Here is a 20,292-nt window from a genome sequence, read left to right on the forward strand (position 1 = left end):
GGGCGATTTTCAACTCCATTGGCCGGCCGAAAAATTTTGTCGGGGGGCGTCTTGATTTCGATTCCGGAAATTTTCCGAAAGCAAAAATTCGATGGAAAAAAACCGCGCTCGAGGCCTCGGAGAACGCGTCATCGACGGAAACACGAGCCTCGATCACGAGGTGGCCGAAGCGCGGCTCGTCGTTTGCTCCGCTCGGTCTAGTTTCGACAAAAGGCGGGTCAAGGGCTGGGCGGCGCCGAGGCGCAAAAAAATGCCTTCCATGCCGTCGGCGTCGACTGGGCGCGCGAACAAATAGCCCTGGCCGTCGTCGCAGCCCAGTTCCTTGAGAAACTGGGCTTGAAAGCTTGTCTCTATCCCTTCTGCGAGAACCTTCAAATGCAGGCTGTGGCCGAGAGCGACGATGGCGCGAGTGATCGCCGCCCCATTCTCTCCAGCTTGAAGATCGCTGATGAACGATCGATCGATCTTCAGCTTGTTGACGGGCAGGCGCTTCAGATAGGCTAAAGAGGACTGTCCGGCGCCGAAGTCGTCGATAGCGAGCGACAAGCCGAAAGCGCGAAGGCTGTCCAGCGCCTTCGCGTTCTGCTCGGCCCTTCGCATGATATAGGTCTCGGTGATTTCCAGCTCCAGATATTCTGACGGCAGTCCGGTTTCCATCAAAATGTCGGCAACCGTTTCCACAAAATCCGAGTTTTCGATCTGGACGCCAGAGACGTTCACAGCCACGCGATGCAGGCCGAGCCCCTTGCGCATCCATTCCATCGTCTGACGGCAGGCCTCGCGTAGCGCCCATTCGCCGAGCGAGATGATGAGGCCCGTTTCCTCGGCGATGGGGATGAATTCGTCGGGCGGAATCCATCCGCGCTGTGGATGGCGCCAGCGCATAAGCGCTTCTGAGCCCATGAGCACACCGTCAGCGAGGGCGAATTGCGGCTGATAGTGAAGGCAGAGCTCGTCACGTTCGAGCGCCCCACGCAATTCGCCTTCGAGAAACAGCCGCTCTCTGGCCTGATCGGCAAAGTCCGCCGAATAAAAGAGGAGTTTCCCTCGCCCTTCCTCCTTCGCTCGATACATGGCGAGGTCGGCGTTTTTGATCAGGGTTGCGGGATCATCGCCATCGCCAGGATAGAAGCTGACGCCGATGGACGTATGGACCTCCAATCGGTGCCCGTCGATCCCGAAAGGCTCGGCCAACGTTCTCGAGATTTTACGCGCGATCTTTTCAGCCTCCTGCGGATTGTCGATGTCGCGCAGCAAGACGATGAATTCGTCGCCGCCGTGTCGGGCGACCAGGTCCGTTCGGTGTAAACACCGCGTCAGTCGCTCCGCGACGGCGCGAAGGAGCTCATCGCCCGTGGGATGTCCAAGAGTGTCGTTGATGTTCTTGAAGCGATCGAGATCGAGAAACAGCAGACAGAGTTTCTTTCCACTTCTTTTGGCGGCTTTCAGGGCGGCCTCGCATCGATCGTTGAACAGTCGTCGATTGGGTAGATCAGTGAGCGAATCATAATAGGCGAGATGGTGGATATGCGCAGCCGAGCGCTTCTGCTCGGTCAGATCATAGAAGACGCCAATATAGTTTTTCGCATTTCCATGTGCATCGCGCACCACCGAAATGCTCTGCCAGAGCGGAACGACCTCGCCATTTTTACAACGATCCCAAATCTCGCCCTGCCATTCACCTTCGCGTTTCAGCTTGGCCCAAAGCTCCTCGTAAAAGGAGGAATCGTGCCGTTTCGATTTGAAGACGCTGGTCCGCTTTCCGATGAGGTCCTCGAGTGCGTAGCCCAGAATGCGACCGACTGCGGGATTCGCCTTGACTATCCGCGACTCGGCGTCGGTGATAACCACCCCATTCAGGCTGGTGTCGAAAACGCTCGCGGCGAGACTCAATGCTTCTGCGGATGTTCGCTGAGGGGTGACATCCTGCAATGTCCCGGTCGAAAGCAATGGCTTTCCATCCGCATCGTATTGAGTGACGCCCCGCAATTCTGCCCATTTTGCGCGTCCACTCGCCAAGTTGAGGCGAAAGCTCGACGAGAAGAGGCTGCGTTCTCGTATCGACGCGCGAAAGGCTTCGTCGATCGCATGTCGCTCGTCTGGATGAACGAGCGCGAGAAAAGCGTCGTAGTCTTTTGGTGGCGCGTTCAGTTCGCACATTTGCGCCAGCTCGTCCGACCAATGGACCATGTCGAGGGTGATGAGATCGAGCTCCCAGCGCCCCAACTGAGCGATGCGCTGCGCCTCTCGGAGCTGGCGTTCGCTGTCGAGCAGCGCGTCACGCTGCTTCTTGAGCGCCGTGATGTCGGTGGCGCAGACGACGGCGCCTTCCTCTTTTCCTTTGGGATCATGTTGGAGGCTCGCCTCCAACCAATAGAAGCGGTAACGCCCGTCCTTGCCGAGCAACCGGTGTTCGGCGCTGTATGATCCCACTGAACGCAATGCTTCGAATAGCGGGGAGTGCGCCGGCCAGGGCAGCCATCCGAGCGATTGCGCCAGTTGGGCTCTTTCGTCCGCCGGGAACCATTCGTCGAGAACGCGTCCTCCAATTTCGCCTTCCGCCATCCGCAACTCGGCGTCGAAGCGACGATTGACTTGCCGTATCCGTCCCTCTGGTCCCAGAACGACCATCAAGGCGCTGGATGTGTCCATGACACGCTGGGTGAAGTCGGCCTGGTTGGAACGCCGCCGGTTTGCGTCCTGCAACGCCTCGGCCTGCTGCTCCAGCGTGCGCAGCATCTTGTCGGTCTCCGCCGCGTCGATACTCAACTGCTCCTGAAGGGCGGCGTTGGCGAGGCGCAATGTCTCGACCTCGGCGCGCAGGCTCTCGATTTCGAGCGCTTCAGCGACGTCAGACATGAGCGCGCTCCTCGAAATAGGAGCCGAGCAGTTCGGCGACCTGGGCCGCCGCGCGAGCGACCGGCGCCGAAAGTTCCAAACGAAATGGCGTCACGGCAGCGACTTCGGCGCCGATGATCTCGACCCGCGGCGTGACCTCTTGCAAGGCCATGAGCGCCCGCAGCAGATAGCCGAGGCCTTGACCGTGTCCGGCGATCGTTCCTTCCTCGATGATAGAGGTGACGGACGGGCGGCTGATGCGCCCTGGCGCGCCTGCTGGGGAGAGAGCATCGACGATAATGACTTCGTCAAAGTCCTGAAACAGCGCCAATGCAGCCGGACCCGGCGCGCCCGCTTCCGTCAAACGTAGACCGACAGGACGCTCGCGTGCCGCCAGCAGAGCATAGACGGCCGCGCCGAAGCCATCATCCCCGTGTAATGGGTTTCCAAAAAAGATGATGTGCCGCCGAATCACTGATGGGTCCTGCTCATGCGTTGAAGTGGATCTTCCTGCCGGTGTCCAGCATATGGACAGTGCAGACCAGGCAGGGGTCATGAGACCGAATAATGTGGCCGATTTCGATCGGATCGTCGAGGTCTTTGATTTCGACGCCGATAAGACTCTGCTCCCAGTGTCCCGGTTGACCTGCACTGTCGCGAGGGGAGGCATTCCAGGCGGTCGGCGTGATGATCTGATATTTCTCGATGACGCCGTTCTTGATCTTGACCCAATGGCCCAGAGCCCCACGTGCCGCCATAATTAGACCGTGCCCTTCGCCGTCCGTTTCGTTGGCAGGCTCTACGAAGTGTTCGCCTTCGAGATTGCCGGCGAGCGCATCGAGCATGCGGCGTGCGTGCAGGAATTCATGGGCGACACGACGCGTCCGCGCGAACTGCCGCAACCAGGCGCTGCCGCCTTCCAGAGCGTAGAGCGACCCGATCAGCGGATCGCCGCCGATGAGCAGTTCCGCCAGCGGACCGGTCTGAACGACCTTGTCGCCATAGCGTGGCGCCTTGGCCCATGTGTAGCGATCGCCGCTCGGCTGGAAATTGGGTATGGTCTCGCCATTCCATGGATGTCGGCCGCCCTCGTAGTGTTGAAACCATGAGTAGCGGACGTGCTCGGTGATCTGCGCCTGATCGAGGGGAGCGATCACGTTGCTGTTGGCGTCGTAAAATCCCGAGGGAAGCAATGTCGTACCGGAGTCGGTCGTATCGGCGTCCGGATCGCGCCAAGCGCCATAGCTCAGCATATGTCCGGCGCCGGCAGCCGAACGATGAAGGCCCAGCGCGCGGATGCAGCGGCTGAGCATCCCGAGAGCGCTCGTTGCATGAGCAGGCGTCTCGAGCAAAGCGAAGAAATCCTCTGCGCGGTCGAGTGCAAGCCATCGTTCGAGCGGCGCTCCGACGATGCGGCGCTCATACCACCGCTGGACCTCGTCCAGCGCGGCCCGGCAAGCGGAGATTCGTCGCAAATCGGCCGGAAGCGTGACGCCGCCCGGCGCCATGTAGGAGGAGTGCGGCCATTGTCCGCCGAAATGCGCGATGACCTGCACGATTTTCCGTGTCATGGCGAGCGTCTCGAGATAGATCGCGCCGCGAAACGGCTGGAAGGCTGCGGCTATCTCGTCGAACCAGGGCTCGCCCGCGTAACGCGCATTGCAGAAATCGGGGGCGAAGAACAGAAATGTTTGGCGCAGATCGTTCTGAAGACCTTCGGCCATCAGGCAGAGATTGCGGATTCGCACGGCGTTGGGCGGCGGCGACGTCCGCCAAACTTGTTCCAAGGCGAGCGCAGCGGAATAAAGATGCGATGTGCTGCAAATTCCGCAAACGCGTGGAGTGATCACCAGCGCGTCTCGCGGCGCGCGGCCGATGAGAATCTGCTCGAAGCCGCGATACATCGTGCCCACGGTGCGGGCCTCGGCGACAACGCCATTATCGAGCGTCACGCGGATTTCGAGATCGCCTTCCACTCGATTGAGGCTGACGTTGAGCTCGACTCGCGCCATGTCAGACGTCCATTTCCTTCTTTCGGACGCGCGCGGGCGCTGCAGCGCGGGCGAGGTTCTTGTACGCCATGTAGCGGGCGCGCTCGACTCCGACGGGCAGGCGCAGGGGGATGTCGCCGATCTTCGCAGTTGCGAAAAGATCGACCTCGCGTGGGAAATTCGGCGCCGTGCAGCCGAAGCAAGGGACGCCCGCCCGCGTTTTGCTGCTCACCCCATTCCAAAGATCGCTGTTGCAGACCGCCTGGGTCATCGGTCCCTGGCAGCCCAGGTTAAAGAATAGGCAGGCGTGGCCGCCCAATTGAACGTCTTCCACGTTATATTCGTGATATTCATTGCGCGTGCAGCCCTGATGAACGAGCGAGCTGAAAAAAGCGCTCGGGCGGTTGAGCGCGTCGAGGCCGAGCGGCACGCCCTCTGCGATCGCCGCGAGGGTTTGTGTCATCGCGTGAGGATGGGCCGGACAGCCCGCGATATTGATGACCGGCATGCCGCCGCGCGAACGCCATGCCGCAGGAAAAAGGCCGCCGGGCGCGTCGTGATCGAATTGCAGGCCGATGCAATCGGACGGATTGGGGTTCGCAGCGTGAATGCCGCCGAAGCTGGAGCACGTGCCCATTGCGACGACGAAATCCGCGTGTTCAGCTAGCGTGCGCGCAATCTCCATCCGAGCTCGCCCTTTGTAGCTGTCGTACAGCCCGGTGCCGCGCGGCGCCGTGACGATGCTGCCTTCGACGCAGAGAATATCGAGCCTTTGCGCGCCGGAGACGACGGCGTCGAGCAGCAGATCAAAGCGGGCGGTTGGCGCATGCGATAGTGAGGGATGCCAGAGAAGCTCGATTCCGTAGGAAGTCAGGAGCTGTTCGAAGCTGGGCGATTCCGCGTTGAGGATCGCGAGAGTATCGCCGCCGCACGCTCCTGTCTGGAGCCAAAACAACGTCTTCAATCGCCTCTCCTTCGATCTGTCGAGTGCTGCTCGTCTGCCTCGATGAATGAAAGCCGAATGCGGGTACGGCATTTCCGTCGGTAACGCGGCTTTGGTCGTCGCTGACCCCGTCGCGCGCGATGGCTGGCGCGCGCGCGACGAATAATATCCCTCTCCCTGTCGGACTCCGAGCGAGAACGAGAGATTAATCTATCCGCGGCGGGTCATGGCGCTGTGACCCATAGCTCCGTCTGTCCGCCTTCCATTGCGTCACCGAGCGCGACAGCTGCGCTTTTGAAAAGGATTAGAAAGAGAAGAATTCGGACGCGCGCCAGACCGCCGTCCGAGCGCCCATTTAGATGATCAAATACGAGAGAAAAGTTGAGCTACGATGAACGGAAGAGCCGCGCCGCTGCGACTCGATCGAGTGTTCAGACTGGGGCTCGGGAATAAAACGTGTTCAAAGGTATCGACCGGGGAACCAGCGCGAGCAGTTCATCCATTGACCAGGGCGTGTTCCCAATCAGGTCTTGGCGTAATTCATCGAAGGCGTTCGAGTCAATGAGGTTTTTCTACGCTTAAGTCGGCGCTAGTGAGGAAAAAGGGAAGGCATGCCTGTTCTTTTCCAGTCTTTCCGCTTTTATTCGGACCGAAGATGCTACGCGAGCGGCGCTACGACGCGATTTTCCAGGGTCTATTGTGCTTACGGAGGCGGAAGTAAGCAGGGTCATGCCCCCACTGGTGGTGTAGCAGTTCGGCAGCGAGCGGCTTGCGACGCCCACCGTCGGTTCTGCGGTTAGGGTCGCTAGATCGAGGGGCTCCATATCGCGGGCCCTCATGGTCAAGCCAACTTGCTCACCGCGGGGTTTGTTTGCTCGAAGGCAGGGCTATCCTTCCCATCTGAACAAGGCGCAGCTCTAGTGGAGTCTCTCCTACCGCGGATGATCCTTCGGCCGCATGGGGCCTCGCCGGATGCGATCATATTGACCACTCGGGAAGCGTCTCGCATTTTCGGGCATCTACTTCCCGGGCCCGCGATATTCGTTTTCGCGGTGAAGAACGGAGAAGTCCTGGGAGGACAACGAATTGGCCCGGAACCCATCGGGGAGGCGGAAATCCTGGCTCGAGGCGCGGCGCTGGTTCTCGATTACCCGCACGACCCTTCGATCTGTGTCGCGCACAGGTCCCACGAGGATTGTGTGACGGACGGGAACGAGGACACCTATCCGCTCTATCATTCCTGGCGGCAGCTGTTTCGACCGGCTCGATGAAGATCGAGCCGCCGATGCAGGATCCCGTCTCGTCCATACTCGAAACGATCGCGCTCTTTTCGCGTTTGATCTCATCCGCGACAGCTTCGCCGATGATCCTCTCGCGCTTTTCGGGGCGCCCATATTGCGCCGCGCGAGTTTAATCCATTTTGTAGCTTTCCCTCTCCCAAAGATCGCAAAAAAAAGCCCCGCTATCTGCCGGCCTGAAGTCTAAGGAAGGCGGCGACGATGGCCCCGGGTAATCCGCCATCGCCTTCCGAAATAGGAGTGTCCTCGCCTTTTCAAACCTCTGGAACATCGAGGCTCTGAAGCGTCGCACGAAGCGCGTCCTTGACGCGAATTCGAACCCTCCCATTCGGTAAATATTCGGCCTGGAAAGGGTAAATCGAATCGGCGAAAAGCGATCGCGCGCCGCGTGTTCGAAAACTCCATATATTTTCGACACTCGCTGCGTAAACAAAAGGCTCGGCGTAGCTGGACAGGGGGAGGACTGTCCGGTTACGCCGAGTGGCAATCGAACCGAACAAAGTGGCGAGCGAGTTACGTCGACCTCCGATCGAGGTGTGCGTACAATGAGCCGGAACGGGTGGCTCTCCGAGCACGCCACTGTCAGGTATCGTAGTGCTCCGGTTTTTCGTTTGCGACGTTTTCCGAAACCGGACTGTCGTCGCCGATCGATTCGATCGAAGCGGTGCATTTTGGCATATATATCTGGACGCTTGTGCCCTCACCAGGACGACTCTGAATCTGCACGAACCCGCCCGATTGTCTTACGAAACCGTAAGTTTGCGACAACCCGAGGCCGGTCCCCCTGTCCGCCGGCTTGGTCGTGAAGAAAGGCTCGAATGCTCGGGCGACCACATCTGGGCTCATGCCGACTCCGGAATCTTTCACTTCTATCTCGACGTAATCGCCTATCTGAGCTTCTGGGTCGGACGGGTCGGCAATCGACGTGAGGTCTGTCGTAGTGATCGTGACCGCGCCGCCGGTCGGCATCGCGTCCCGCGCGTTGATCGTGAGATTGAGCAGAACACTCTCGAGCTGAGACGGATCACAGATCACGTTCCATCGGCTGTCGTGGAGATGCAGGTCGAGCTTGATCTCCGACCCGAGAGTACGTCGCAAAATGTCCTCGACGCCGAGAATGAGCTTCTCGGGCTCGACGACGCGAGGCTTGAGGTCTTGTCGCCGGGAGAAAGCCAACAGACGGTTGACTAGATTAGCGGCCGTTATGGATGCCTTTTTTATTGCCTCGACCGAGGGTTTGATGTCGCCCCGTCGAGCGTGTGCGCTTTGACGGTCGATGACTGCAATAGAAGTCGCAACGACCTGCAACACATTGTTGAAATCATGAGCGATGCCTCCCGTCAATCGACCTAGAGCCTCCATTTTTTTCGCACGCGCCAGACGTTCCTCACTTTCGATCAGCGCCACATTGGCCTTGTGTAGTTGATCGGACGATGGAAGCGCGAGGAAACTCGGCAAGGCCCACCACAGCGTAATTGCAGTGATCGTAGATGCGGCGGCGGTCGCTGCTTTTACGATACCTTGAAAGCCGTAGATCGGCGTCCAAATCGTCATGACGTCGAGCCAATGTGACGCGCCGCACAATAAAATGAAGCCGGCGAATAGCCATAGCAGAGGCCGATATACAAGATCGCCTCGTCGCTTGCCGACGATAACGAGTGCGAGTGGGATCGAGAAATAGGCGAGCGCGATCACCGTGTCCGAAATCGCGAATAGCCAAACGAGTCCTGTCTCCCAGAGAAGGCAGAAGCCATGCGGTGTTACGCCGGAGGCGCCGAATAGCCAGTCGTTCAGCGCGGAAAACATGGGCAGCACTCCTGCGAGTGGCGGTCGCGACGGCTCGATGAATCCGAACTTTGGCTCGAGTTCACTGACGATCGCTCGACCCGAATCTAGGTCTTGCAGATTGCAGGACAAAGTCGGATTTTATGTTCGTCGAATGCGATCAGCAGTCGAGTTTTTTTGTCGATGCTCTGGCGCAGACAGAGCTGATCAGAGCTTCCACGAGGTCAATTTGCATCGGCTTCACGACGTAATGGTCAAAGCCCATTTCTTGGGCCGCCTTTCGCGTCGCGATGTCGCCCCATGCCGTCAACGCGACGAGATCGAGATCCTTTCCTTCTGGCAGCTGGCGAATCCGGGACGCCGTCTCGAGTCCGTTCATGACCGGCATAGCGATATCCAAAAAAACGAGGGCTGGCATGAATTCGGGGATGGCGGCGAGAGCGTCCGCGCCCGAATACACGATCCGAACCTCCACGCCCAAGCATTCCAGGAAGGCGCCGAGACTGTCTGCGACGTCGTGGTCGTCATCGACGCCCAAGACCCGGCAAAGGGGGTGAAGCGCAGTGTGCATTGGTATCCTACCCGCGCTGTGCGACGGAAGGTCGCCATTCATCGACAACAACAGTTGCTATTCCGGACTAAATAGCAAGCTTGGATATCGGCGGCCCGAGCTGGTCTCGGCGGTTCGCTGTCACGAAGCAGGCGAAATTTGCGCCTCGGATACTCGCAGTCAGGTCGAATTTCCGAAAGGACATTAAAGGCGGAGATTCGGACATGAGGAAAGCGATGTGGCGGGACCAAGGATCCGCCCCGATGGCGGTATGGAAACTCCGCCTCTAAGCTGAGGCGTGTGCCATTTTGAAGGCTGGAGCCAGGGTGGCAAACCGCGGTACGAGGCTCGCAGTCGTCCGGTAAACCATCGAAAGTTCTTGCCGTGCGATGACGGCGCTGACGGGGCTGGAAGAGCCCACAGCACGTCGCTGGCGGGCGCCGTCTCGGTAATGCGCGTCCGTGACGGGTCAGGTCATAGATTACGTAAATTCCCCGATTTGCCAGCAGGCGCGCCGTTCCCAAGATTGCCTCGCAGGCGGCGTCACGCCTTGTGATTTAGATATACGACCGAGCTTGGAGGGAGCGGTAGTGGCCGATCTTGACTTCGATGACCTTCGCAAGCTCGGGAAAACTCAATTGGAGGCGTTTAATTCCGCGGCCAATTCGACGGCGAGAGGACTCACCGCGCTCGCGGTGGAAGCGACTGAATATTCCAAGCAATCCCTGGACAACGGCCGGGCCTATTTCGAGAATTTGTTACGGGCGCAGAAAGTCGACGAAGTCCTGGAACTTCAGTCCGAGTTCTGCCGAAATGCGTATGGCAATTTCTTCACCAGAGCCTCGCGCGTTGGGGAGCTGTGTTCCAATCTCGCCAAGGAAAGCTTCGTTTCGGCCCGGAGTACGACGGAGCAGGCGATCAAGTCGGCTTCCGAGGCCACGGACAAAGTAGGCGCCAGCGCCAAAGAAGAGGCCGAACGGCTTGCCCTTCATGTTCGACGAACGCGCGAAACCGATTGAAGCAACGGCATCGGGACCATTCGCCGGCGTCGTCTTCCATGTCGCTGCGCAGCTCGTCGAACGACAGCGTATCCCTCGTAGATGACCGCGGCGATGCCGACATCCAAGATGCGTGGCGTCGCTATCGATCTAGATGTTCGTCGCACGTTGCGGATAGAATTGGCACATGCGAAATCGCAGCCGAGCCCAGCAACGACGCGTCGCATTCGGCCAGCGCGTAATATCCGTCCTTGGCGCGGAACACGTCCGTCACACCGACGTCAAAGGGCTTATGGTGTGCGAGATGTCGACCGGGACGATCTGCACGGCGACGCCCCGCCTAGAGAGCGCCGCCTGAGCCGCTATCGCGGTAATCCGCGGCGCCCGGCACGGGGGCCGGATCTCTTCGCAAAAAGACGGCGCCCGTTGCGTAGAGGGATTCGAAGTCGACTTCCTGCGGGAATTCAAAGCCCAGCCGGTCGCGTGTTATCTGGCTGGTGATGAGAACTACCGGCGCGCGATTTGCGATTGCTCTCTCAGAGGCACGCGCTGCGGCTCGGCGTTTCGCCCACGCCTCCGAGAACCCGTCCTCGCTGCGCAATCGGCGTCTAAGCTCGCACAGGGACAACGAGCGCGCATTGCGGGCAGTTCAAGAATTAGGAAATGCGCGGAAACGCGGAGCACCGCGGTCGTCAGTTGAACCTTATCAGTGCAGGCGACGTTGAAATAGCCGAAGGCGCTGATCGGATCGATTGTTCCGGCCCGCGGCCCCAGTCCCGAACCGATGAACACAGCTCCGAGAGGATGCTCGTGGCTCCCGCCCTGAACGCCGATCGGACGATTCGTCCAGCGGACAGGTGCCAGCACGATCGCGGCCCGCTTGAGACGCACGTGGATTCTTAAGATCCGACTACCGCCCGAGGAACCAAGGGCGTCCGAAATCGGATGGGCGTCGCAGACGCGGGCATTTCAGCCACACGAGGCATGCCGCCGACCGTTTGGCAATGACTACGTATTAATACTTAGATTGTCTTATGCCACGTTTTAGCCTTAAAGTTGTTTACGCGAGTAAGTGCCTTGTTTGCAAGGGGAAATCTGATGCGGCAATTAGAGAGACCCACGTCGTTACTGGCTCCCGCAACAGAGGTCGACCAGTTGGGATCGCTCTTGGGGCTGATCGACTATCTGCGGCCCGAGGTGGGCGCGATCGAACCGATGGCTGAATATTTTCTGCGGATGGCGCGGGATGCCCTTCTCGAAAAGGATCGCGGCGGCGGCATTGCCCAGCGCAGCGAGAATTGACCCGGATGCCCCCTGCCGTCCAACGCCAGCGGGGCTTTTTCGCAAACATTGTTGGGCAAAATTTGATTTTGGACATGTGCTCGCGACTGTGAACTCTGGCCTGATGCGGATCGAGAACCCTGCCAACGAACAGCGTCGTCAAAAGTAGCTTGGAACGGACGATCACCACGCGGAATTTGCTCCGCGCGAACGAGCGCATCGTATCATAGAGGGCCAGGATTGACGGCGTCACTCCGCGGGGAACGTTGCTATGCAGCTTCAGACGAGAACCTTGCAAAACGCCGACTTTTCGTGAGGTTCCATAACGCCCTGTTCCGCGAAATTCGCGTCGCCCGCGCGCGCCGCCGATACCGGCGTCCGTGACCGTGGTCGGCCATCGCAGATCGGCGTCGCCCCGTCGATGCGGCCGCGGATCGGCGTCGTCGGATGCGGGGTCCGCCATTCGCGTCGGCGCGACCTCAAAACAACTCGCGGACTCGCCGGGCGATCTCCCGCTCCACCGCGCGGATTTCGACGCCGATGACGTGCGTGGCGAGCGTCGGCCAACCCGCGGCGTCGGCCAGCCGTCGGCGATCTCGCCAATCCTCCAGCGTCTGGTGGAGGCGCACGATCTCCAGTCCCTGCGCTTCCGCCTGGGGCAAGAAATATCCGTCGATCGCGCAGGGCTGGTGGCGCGACCGGGAGCAGGTCATCCCGTTTGTCGCCTTTCCGATCGCGGTGCGGCGGATCGCATCACAGCCCATAAAATCGGAACGAATTCGTCTAGCTAAATTGGATCTGTTCGCGCTAGAATCACGTCGATGACATCCCTTTCAAACGCCGACTGCGAACAACGCGGCAACCCGAGCAAGAAGAACGTACGGGCGAGGTTGAAGCTCGCTGTAGCGGTGTTCGCCGCAGCTCTTATGGGAGCCGCATATGGCGGTGGGCCGCCGATCCCCTCCTGCCGTTTTGAAGGTGCGAAATGCGGCTATGTCGACGCCGCCGGCAAGGTTATCGTCGGCCCGGAGTTCGATTGGGCGGATCGCTTTTTTGAGCGGCGCGCCGTCGTTCTAAAGGACAAGAAATACGGCGCCATCAACGAGAAGGGCGAAATCGTCATTCCGCCGATCTACGAAAAGATGAGCGCTTTCGATGGCGACATGGCCCTGTTCATGGACAGGGGCCGGATCGGGGTTGTCAACGGCGACGGCAAAATAATATTGCCGGCCCTCTATGGCGTGATTGTGCGACTGTCGAATAACGCCTTTCTCTCCGCCCTCTCCACCAGGGATAATGACTACTTCGGATATCGGCGCCTCGATTCGCTCAACTCTGTTTCCATTCACGCCTTTAATCCGACGGGCAATAAATGGGGCGTCGTTGCGCCAGGCGGCGCTTGGCTGATCGAGCCGAAATACGAACAGGTGATGCCGTTTTCCAACAAGCCGAGCACGATGTTCTGGTCGAACGAACTTCCCGGTTACAACGGGGGGTGGCGATTGACACGGTTAGACGGAACGACTGTCGGCGATGGCGTCTTCGAGATCGTAGGAAGGATCAATGACGCCGTGGACCGCGCCGCAGTGCGACGAAACGGACGCTGGGGGGCTATCAACTCAGTCGGCGAAATCGTCATCGAGCCGAAATTCGACAAGCTCGGCGCTTTCAACAATGGGAAAGCGTCCTACGTCCTCGAGGGCGAGGAAGGTGAAGTCGACGCCAACGGCGTTGTGCTTACGAAGAGGAAGGTGCGTCTTTCGGACTCGGCTCATTCGTTCGAAAAAGAGCTGGTGGCGTCTGTCGATGGGGCGTTGGTGTGGGCCGACAAGGCCAAAACGAGACTCTTGGACGGAGATCCGCCGCAATGTTCCGATGGACGCCGACTATTGTTCGAAAACGGACTGGTGAAAATCGTTTCCGCGCAGGGCGCGGCGATGCCGGACACATGGTTCCAATATGTGCAGCTGCACTGTGACGGTCAGGCGTTAGTCGAGAAAAATGGTAAATATGGCTACATTACGCGCGACGGAAAATTATTGGCGCACCAATACTTCGACAGAGCCAGCGACTTTTATGACGGTGTAGCCGGTGTCGTCGACAACAACCTTTGGGCCGTCATCGACGGAGAAGGCGAATTTCTGCTCGGTCCGCTGAAAATGACCCACAAACTGATTGATAGTCCTTATCAAGTCGAACTCGAGAGAGGATGGGTTCGTCTCGACAAGGCGCTCGTCGCTGAACTTGCCCGCGATCCCTCTGTCCTGTCACGTCCATTGCCGCGACGCTACCCCATGTCCGAGGGCCTAGCCGCGCAACGCGACGAGGCGGCAGGCAAGTGGGGATTTGTCGATGGAGACGGCAAGTTCCTCATCGCGCCACAATTCGACGCGGTCGGCCCCTTCGATCATGGTGTGGCTTGGGCGGCGATTCCCGAACGGCGCGAGTGGTGCAGGATCGACAAGGCCGGGAGGATCAGCGACGAGAGGTCCTGCCACTGCCGCCAACCGCTCATCTTGTATGAGAACGGCGATGGACCGCCGGGGGAACGAGCCGACTGTTATGGGGCCGGGGTCAAAGCCATTGAAGCGTTCGATGATTGAACTGGCTGGAAGCTGTTGGACCAAGCCGACATTCGTGCGCATGAAATGATGGCGTCGCCAAAGTTGCGATTATCCGACGCGGCCCTCGACCACCGCCTTTGCTACGCCTGCCACGGGTTCAATGGGTTCGAAGGTCGCCGAGCGGAACGCAGCCACAGGCGTGTGCGCCTCGAGCGGCCGATTGCATCTTCTCGCGGTGACTGACCGCGACGTCCAGATCTGAATGGACGCGCACGCCCGGTCGGGTCGGCTCTTAGGCCTTCGAAGGCGCGCTATGGTTCATGCGAGATCGTATTCGTAACGCGAATAGCCCGCTTCCTCTCGCATTCGCCTCCGGGCGCAAATCCGTCGCGGAGATGGCCCGGCCGCGGGACGATCTCACGCTTCGTCTCCCATGACCGCGCAACATCAACACCCAAGGCAATTTCTTAGAGTGCGTTTTGTGGAAGATTCCACGATGATCCCAATAGTTCATCGCAAGCCGTTCGATGACGTGACGCGAGTGGAGTGGTTCAGCTTGGAATAGGTCTTCTCTATCGGGTCTATGTCCGGGCCGAGCTGCAAGCGCCACGGTTCATCAGCAGAGTTTCGAGCGCGATGACGGCCGCGCCCGCGGTCTCGACAAATTCCGCGTTATGGCTGGCGTACACTATGGTTCTGGACCGCGCCTCCGCGCGAAGCATCCGGGCGAGAAGGTCGCGCGCTGCGAGATCGAGCCCGTTGCTCGGCTCGTCGAGCAGCATGACCCGCGCTTCGCCGATCCATGCCGTGCAGAGCACGAATTTCTTCTGCGAGCCGAGCGACAGATCGGAAAAGCGCGTGTCGAGGAAAGCGCCGAGGGCGAAGCCTTCGACGAGGCCGAGCGCGACATCGGGAACGCGCGCCTTCTTGATCATGGCGACGAAGTCGAGAAGCTCGCGCCCGGTCATGAACGGATAGGCGGGGCTTTCATCGGGCGCATAGGACAAGAGGTGGCGCGCGGGGCGCGTCTCCTCGCGTAGATTGCGCCCGTCGATCCAAATGTCTCCGCCATCGGCGGGCTCGGCGCCGGCGAGCAGCGCGAGCAGTGTGGATTTTCCGATCCCATTCGCGCCCTGCAACGCAAAGACTCCGGCGCCGAGTGCAAAGCTCACTCCATCCAGAATGCGTTTCTCGCCGTAGGACTTGCTCAAGCCTTCTACCCGCAGCATCGGCTCCTCCTTCATCGCGCGATGGCGGCCATCGCCGCGGTGGACCAGAGCCCGGCAGGCGCCACGGTGAGCAGCACGGCGTGTCTCCCGCCATGCGTGACCGGGAAGCGCATGGCGGCGAGAAGCGCCAAGTCGGCTCCGGCGAGGCCGAGGAGCGTCGCCGAGGCGGCCAGTCGATGCGTTGCCGCCGGGATCGACAGCAGGAGCAGCGGCAGCGCGCCGACCCCCGCGACCAGCGCCATGTCGCGCAGCGGCCAATAGGCCGGACGAACCGGAAGCGCGCGCAGATAATGCGCCATGGTCCGGTGGGCGGCGGCCAAAATGCGGTAGACGCCGCTCAGAAGAATCGCGATTCCCGCCAGAGCGGTGATGAGCGTCGGCAGAGACCGCGAATCATAGGAGAAGACGTCGACGAGCGCATCCGCTCCGATCGCGAGGCCGATGGCCGCCCCGATGCGCAGCGCGACCGAGGTGGAATGCGCCGCGAGGGCCTTGCCCTGAATGAGCAGTGGAAGGGGCGGCGGCGGAAGCAGGCGGCGTCGTTTCGAGGCCGCTTTTCGCAGAGCGTATCGCGCGGCGATCGAGGACCCGGTTGTCCAGTCGCGCCCATTCCGGGCTCGCGCTTCTGCAGCGCGGCCGACGCCAATCCCGCCGGCGACCGCTACGCGGCCCGCCACCAGCTGATCGCGGCAGCCGCCGGCGTCCCCTTCGAGCGACTGCGTCCGCCCGTCGAGGACAGCGACTGGAACGACATGCTCGACCAACGAGAAAGGACCACACCATGACATTGCACCGCGCCTGGATGCTGCTCAAATCGGGCGGTCGGCTCGACCTGCTCGATCCGAAGCCGGACGCCTGGACCGACGAGGATCTGGCGATCGGGCTGTCGCGCGCCTATCGCTGGGGCGGATATTCGGCATGGGATCTGCCGCTCAGCGTCGCCCAGCACAGCCTCGCCGTCCTGGCCCTGCGCGAACGCGAAGGAAAGCTCATCCCCCGTGTGTCTCTGCACGAGCTATTTCGCGATGCGACCGAGGCGTTGCTCGGCGGCTTCGACCCGATCGCGCCTTTGAAGCCGCATCTCGGCGAAGGCTTCGCACGGCTCGATGGGCGGCTGCAACAAGCTGTCGATCGACGCTACCGCCTGCCGCCGTGGAACGACGAGAGCTACACCCTCCATAACGCAGCTTGCCGATCGAGATGCGACCGCATCACCAGTTCCGAATAGGTTCGTCCTTGGGAAACGAGCTCGTCGTGTGTGCCGCGCTCGACGATCCGGCCCTTCTGCAAGACGATGATTTGGTCGGCCTGCCTCACCGTCGAGAGGCGGTGGGCGATCGTAATGGTCGTGCGTCCCTGCGATAGCCCAGCCAGCGCGGACGCCATGGCGTGCTCTGTCTTGGCGTCGAGGGCGCTGGTCGCTTCGTCGAGCAGCAGGATCGGCGGATCGCGTAAGATAACGCGCGCGAGCGCCAGCCTTTGCTTCTCGCCGCCCGAAAAGCGATAGCCTCTCTCCCCGACCAGCGTCTCGTAGCGGTCGGGCAAGGCCATGATCGTCTCGTGGATCTGGGCGATGCGCGCAGCCCTCGCGAGCTGATCGTCGGACGCTTCCGGGCGGCCGAAGCGCAGATTCTCTGCGACGGTCGCATGGAGCAGATAGGGTTCCTGCGTCACGACGCCGAGCATGTCGGCCAGCGTCTCGAAGCGAAGCGCGCGAATATCGACGCCGTCGAAGGAGATGATGCCTGCGTTCACGTCATAGAGTCGCGCGAGGAGATAGCCGAGCGTGGTCTTGCCGGAGCCGGTCGCGCCGACAATGGCGACATGGCCGCCGGCCGGAATGTCGATGGAGATGTCGCGCAGTGCGGGAGTCGCGGCGCCAGGATAGAAAAACGAGACACTTGCTACCTGGACCGCGCCGCGCATGTCCGCCCGGTCGAGTGCGACCGCGTCGGCGTGTTGCGTGATCTCGACCGGCTTGTCGAGATACGCGAAGATCCGCGCGAAAAGCGCGCGGGTCGTTCGCATCTCCCGCGCGATATCCAAAAGCTGCTCGAGCGGCCACAATAGCTGCTCCTGTAGCGCGATCATGGCGACGAGCGTGCCGATGGTGATCGGCGTGTCGGCCTGTATCAGCAGTCCGCCGACCAGCAGCGTCAGCGCCGGAAGCACGGAGAGCGCGAGGTTGATGAGCGCCCATTGCCATTCGCCCGCCGTATGCGCGCGGGCTTCGAGTTCCGCCACCTCACCAGAGAGGCTCGAGAAGCGATGTGACAAATGCTGGCCGCGGTTCATCGTTCTGGCGAGGATCACGCCGGAAATCGAAAGCGTCTCCTGTATCGCCGACGACATGTCGGCGATGCGCTCGTGCTGCTCGAAAAGAAGCTTTTCGCGCATTCGCGCGACCCGATTGCTGATCGCCACTGTTCCGGGAACGATCAGAAAGACGAAGAGAGCCAATCGCCATTCGAGCAGCAGGATCGCCGCGGCGGTCATGACCACCGTGGCCGAGGAACGCGCCAGCTCGTTCGCGCTAGTGGTCACGAGCGATTGCAGCCCGGAAATATCGCTGGCGATGCGGGACTGAATTTCTCCCGCGCGCGTCGCCGTGAAGAAGCCGAGAGACAAGGATTGAAGGTGCGAATACACCTTCACCCTCAGATCATGCATGATCGCCTGTCCGATCCTGACCGACAATATCACCTGCGTCGTGCTGAGGCACGTCGATAAGCCGGCGACGAATAGCAAGACCGCGACCAGCGCGACGAGCTGATGCAGATCGGAACGGGGCAGAGCCTCGTCGATGATTGCCCGCAAGAGAAAAGGCGATGACATGCCCGCGCCCGCGCCGAGGAGCATCAGGAGCACGACAGTGACGATCTTGGCGCGGTAAGGCTCGAACAGTCCGAGAATGCGGCGCAGAGACACATGCGTGGCTGCGAGTTTCGTGTAATCGTTCTCGGGTCGGTCCGTGGCAGGCGAAGCTGTCATTCGATCGTCCATGCTCGTTCGATCAGTTTCACGGCGGCGCCGTCATTCGGCAGGCGCGTCGCCGCCGATGCGATCGCGCGCTCGGGCGAGCGGCAGAACGATCTCGAAGATTGCGCCGCCGGTCGCGGACGCTCTGTATTGCGCGCGGCCGTGATGCGCTTCCGCTATGGCGCGTACCACGGAGAGGCCGAGGCCCGCGCCGCCATGTCGACGCGAGCGTGAGGCTTCCGCCCGGCTGAATGTATCGAACGCATGGGGCGTGAAGTCGGGAGTGAGGCCCGGCCCTTGGTCCTCGACGGCGATCGCGATGTTGTCCTCCTCCGCTCTTGTCGAAACGCGCAAAAGCCCCGGCGTCGCATAGCGTTTTGCGTTTTCGAGAAGCGCGAGCAGCGCCTGCCGCAATCGAACGCCGTCGCAGGCCAGGACGATTCGGCGAGCGTCGATCTCGATCGTGAAGCCGGCCTCGACGAGGGCGGGCCGCATGGCGTCGACGGCCTGTCTAATCTCCCGCTCGAGATCGGTCGGCTCGAAACGCATCTCCAGCCGGCGACTCTCCGACAGAGTGACGATGCGCAAATCGTCGACGAGGCGCGACAAGCCCTCCACTTGCGACAGGAGGTTTTGAAACAATTCGTCGCTCGGCTCGAACACGCCGTCGGCGAGGCCGTGCAGCCGGCCCCGCAGGATCGTCAACGGCGTGCGGAGCTCATGCGCGATCGCGGCATTCCAGGAGGCCATCGCCGCGACGCTGTCCTCGAGGCGTTGCGCCATTGCATTGAAGTCGTCCACCAGGCGAGCTGTTTCGCCGAGCGATCTGTCGCCGGGCGAGGCCCGCGCCGTGAGATCGCCGGCGGCGATGCTGCGCGCGCCTTCGGCGAGCGAGTTGAGAGGCACGAGAATCCGCTTCGTCAAGCGAAGCGCAGCGAAGATCGCGATGACGAGAGCAACGAGCAGCAGGACCGCGATCAGCACGAAGTCCGGCGCCTCGGGAAGAAGCGGCGGCGGCCCGGGCGGCGGCGGGTAGTAGGTCAGATAGATACCGTAGAAGGTGAAGGAGCCGACGAAAACGATCATCACCGCGACGGCGACGACAGCGCTCATCGACAGCGTGATCTGTCGGCTCAAACGATAGCGGGTCATGGCGCCGCCATCCGATAGCCGACGCCGCGCACGACATTTATCAGGCCGGTCGCGCCGGCCTCGTCGAGCTTGCGGCGCAGATTGCTCATATGACTGTCGACGGTCCGCTCCAGCGCGTCGCCGCCGGGCAGACAGGCGTCGACCAGCTCGCTGCGGCTGAACGCGCGCGAGGGCGATTTCGCCATATGCGCGAGGAGGCGGAATTCCGTCAGCGTCAGGGGCAGGGGCGATGTCGCATTGCCGTCTCGCACCTTGGCGAGAAAGCCTTCGAGATCGATCTCGAGTTTGCCGATCCGCAAGACCGAGCTGTCGGCGCGGGCATTGGTTCGCCGCAGAACCGCTTTGACGCGCGCGACGATTTCCGCCGGATTGAACGGCTTCACCACATAATCGTCGGCGCCGAGACGCAATCCCTGCAGGCGCTCTATGTCCTCGTCGAGCGCGGTGATCATGATGACCGGCGTATCGCCGCGGCGCCGCAGCTCGGCCAGAGTCTCCCAGCCGTCGACATTCGGCATATTCACATCCAGCAAGACGATGTCCGGCTTCAGAATCGCATGCTGATCGAGCGCGATCCGGCCATCCGCAGCGCTCACGGTTCGCAGCCCTTCCCGCGCCAGATAGGCATCCAGAATCGCGGTGATTTCCGGTTCGTCGTCGGCGATGAGAACGAGCTCGTTCATC

16 protein-coding genes are annotated in these 20,292 nt (G+C 61.0%); 4 read left to right on the forward strand and 12 right to left on the reverse strand.

The window, feature by feature from the left end; all coding sequences use genetic code 11:
• Positions 1-153: 153 nt before the first annotated feature.
• From ACT53T_RS22080 to ACT53T_RS22105, 6 genes are all read right to left on the reverse strand, one after another.
• Positions 154-2,859, reverse strand: coding sequence for a sensor domain-containing protein (locus tag ACT53T_RS22080; RefSeq protein WP_476162852.1), 2,706 nt, complete (start codon positions 2,857-2,859; stop codon positions 154-156).
• Positions 2,852-3,313, reverse strand: a complete 462-nt coding sequence (locus ACT53T_RS22085; RefSeq protein WP_476162853.1) for a hydrogenase maturation protease — start codon at positions 3,311-3,313, stop codon at positions 2,852-2,854. Before ACT53T_RS22085 ends, ACT53T_RS22080 begins: the two co-directional genes overlap by 8 nt.
• Positions 3,314-3,326: 13 nt before the next feature.
• Positions 3,327-4,850 (reverse strand): nickel-dependent hydrogenase large subunit, encoded by a 1,524-nt coding sequence (locus tag ACT53T_RS22090; protein ID WP_476162854.1) that lies wholly within the window; start codon positions 4,848-4,850, stop codon positions 3,327-3,329.
• Between the two features lies 1 nt (position 4,851).
• Positions 4,852-5,793, reverse strand: a complete 942-nt coding sequence (locus tag ACT53T_RS22095; RefSeq protein ID WP_476162855.1) for an NADH-quinone oxidoreductase subunit B family protein — start codon at positions 5,791-5,793, stop codon at positions 4,852-4,854.
• A gap of 1,859 nt (positions 5,794-7,652) precedes the next feature.
• Positions 7,653-8,876, reverse strand: coding sequence for an ATP-binding protein (locus tag ACT53T_RS22100; protein WP_476162856.1), 1,224 nt, complete (start codon positions 8,874-8,876; stop codon positions 7,653-7,655).
• A gap of 139 nt (positions 8,877-9,015) precedes the next feature.
• Entirely contained in the window at positions 9,016-9,426 is a 411-nt protein-coding gene (locus ACT53T_RS22105; protein ID WP_476162857.1) for a response regulator, read from the reverse strand.
• 569 nt (positions 9,427-9,995) lie between these two features.
• On the opposite strand from ACT53T_RS22105, the gene ACT53T_RS22110 reads away from it, so the two are divergent.
• Both ACT53T_RS22110 and ACT53T_RS22115 read left to right on the forward strand, forming a co-directional pair.
• Complete coding sequence (locus ACT53T_RS22110; protein WP_476162858.1) at positions 9,996-10,424, forward strand: phasin family protein; 429 nt, start codon at positions 9,996-9,998, stop codon at positions 10,422-10,424.
• A 1,146-nt stretch (positions 10,425-11,570) separates the two neighbouring features.
• Complete coding sequence (locus tag ACT53T_RS22115) at positions 11,571-11,705, forward strand: hypothetical protein (protein WP_476162859.1); 135 nt, start codon at positions 11,571-11,573, stop codon at positions 11,703-11,705.
• 458 nt (positions 11,706-12,163) lie between these two features.
• Here ACT53T_RS22115 and ACT53T_RS22120 read toward each other — a convergent pair whose 3' ends face one another.
• Positions 12,164-12,346: a hypothetical protein gene (locus ACT53T_RS22120; protein WP_476162860.1), complete on the reverse strand. Its 183-nt coding sequence runs from the start codon at positions 12,344-12,346 to the stop codon at positions 12,164-12,166.
• A gap of 159 nt (positions 12,347-12,505) precedes the next feature.
• Between ACT53T_RS22120 and ACT53T_RS22125 the strand changes: the two genes are divergently transcribed.
• Positions 12,506-14,287, forward strand: coding sequence for a WG repeat-containing protein (locus ACT53T_RS22125; protein WP_476162861.1), 1,782 nt, complete (start codon positions 12,506-12,508; stop codon positions 14,285-14,287).
• 542 nt (positions 14,288-14,829) lie between these two features.
• Here the strand turns inward: ACT53T_RS22125 and ACT53T_RS22130 are convergent.
• The gene (locus tag ACT53T_RS22130) at positions 14,830-15,477 is read right to left on the reverse strand and encodes an ABC transporter ATP-binding protein (RefSeq protein WP_476162862.1); all 648 of its coding nucleotides are present in this window, start codon (positions 15,475-15,477) and stop codon (positions 14,830-14,832) included.
• Between the two features lie 11 nt (positions 15,478-15,488).
• The gene (locus ACT53T_RS22135) at positions 15,489-16,265 is read right to left on the reverse strand and encodes a hypothetical protein (protein ID WP_476162863.1); all 777 of its coding nucleotides are present in this window, start codon (positions 16,263-16,265) and stop codon (positions 15,489-15,491) included.
• Between ACT53T_RS22135 and ACT53T_RS22140 the strand changes: the two genes are divergently transcribed.
• Positions 16,259-16,705, forward strand: a complete 447-nt coding sequence (locus ACT53T_RS22140) for a hypothetical protein (protein WP_476162864.1) — start codon at positions 16,259-16,261, stop codon at positions 16,703-16,705. The genes ACT53T_RS22135 and ACT53T_RS22140 overlap by 7 nt on opposite strands.
• Here the strand turns inward: ACT53T_RS22140 and ACT53T_RS22145 are convergent.
• The 3 genes from ACT53T_RS22145 to ACT53T_RS22155 are packed head-to-tail and all read right to left on the reverse strand — an operon-like array spanning position 16,645 to position 20,291.
• Positions 16,645-18,468, reverse strand: coding sequence for an ABC transporter ATP-binding protein (locus tag ACT53T_RS22145; RefSeq protein ID WP_476162865.1), 1,824 nt, complete (start codon positions 18,466-18,468; stop codon positions 16,645-16,647). The genes ACT53T_RS22140 and ACT53T_RS22145 overlap by 61 nt on opposite strands.
• Before the next feature lie 42 nt (positions 18,469-18,510).
• Positions 18,511-19,608, reverse strand: coding sequence for an ATP-binding protein (locus ACT53T_RS22150; RefSeq protein ID WP_476162866.1), 1,098 nt, complete (start codon positions 19,606-19,608; stop codon positions 18,511-18,513).
• Complete coding sequence (locus tag ACT53T_RS22155; protein ID WP_476162867.1) at positions 19,605-20,291, reverse strand: response regulator; 687 nt, start codon at positions 20,289-20,291, stop codon at positions 19,605-19,607. The genes ACT53T_RS22150 and ACT53T_RS22155 overlap by 4 nt, the downstream gene beginning before the upstream one ends.
• Between the last annotated feature and the right edge of the window lies 1 nt (position 20,292).

It is taken from the genome of Methylosinus sp. DMC45, assembly GCF_056313885.1.

Excerpts from the sequence above, each read along its gene's own strand:
- ACT53T_RS22080 (WP_476162852.1), bottom strand. The coding sequence starts at position 2,859 with ATGTCTGACGTCGCTGAAGCGCTCGAAATCGAGAGCCTGCGCGCCGAG.
- ACT53T_RS22090 (WP_476162854.1), bottom strand. The coding sequence starts at position 4,850 with ATGGCGCGAGTCGAGCTCAACGTCAGCCTCAATCGAGTGGAAGGCGAT.
- ACT53T_RS22100 (WP_476162856.1), bottom strand. The coding sequence starts at position 8,876 with ATGTTTTCCGCGCTGAACGACTGGCTATTCGGCGCCTCCGGCGTAACA.
- ACT53T_RS22105 (WP_476162857.1), bottom strand. The coding sequence starts at position 9,426 with ATGCACACTGCGCTTCACCCCCTTTGCCGGGTCTTGGGCGTCGATGAC.
- ACT53T_RS22125 (WP_476162861.1), top strand. The coding sequence starts at position 12,506 with ATGACATCCCTTTCAAACGCCGACTGCGAACAACGCGGCAACCCGAGC.
- ACT53T_RS22130 (WP_476162862.1), bottom strand. The coding sequence starts at position 15,477 with ATGCTGCGGGTAGAAGGCTTGAGCAAGTCCTACGGCGAGAAACGCATT.
- ACT53T_RS22140 (WP_476162864.1), top strand. The coding sequence starts at position 16,259 with ATGACATTGCACCGCGCCTGGATGCTGCTCAAATCGGGCGGTCGGCTC.
- ACT53T_RS22135 (WP_476162863.1), bottom strand. The coding sequence starts at position 16,265 with ATGTCATGGTGTGGTCCTTTCTCGTTGGTCGAGCATGTCGTTCCAGTC.
- ACT53T_RS22145 (WP_476162865.1), bottom strand. The coding sequence starts at position 18,468 with ATGACAGCTTCGCCTGCCACGGACCGACCCGAGAACGATTACACGAAA.
- ACT53T_RS22150 (WP_476162866.1), bottom strand. The coding sequence starts at position 19,608 with ATGACCCGCTATCGTTTGAGCCGACAGATCACGCTGTCGATGAGCGCT.
- ACT53T_RS22155 (WP_476162867.1), bottom strand. The coding sequence starts at position 20,291 with ATGAACGAGCTCGTTCTCATCGCCGACGACGAACCGGAAATCACCGCG.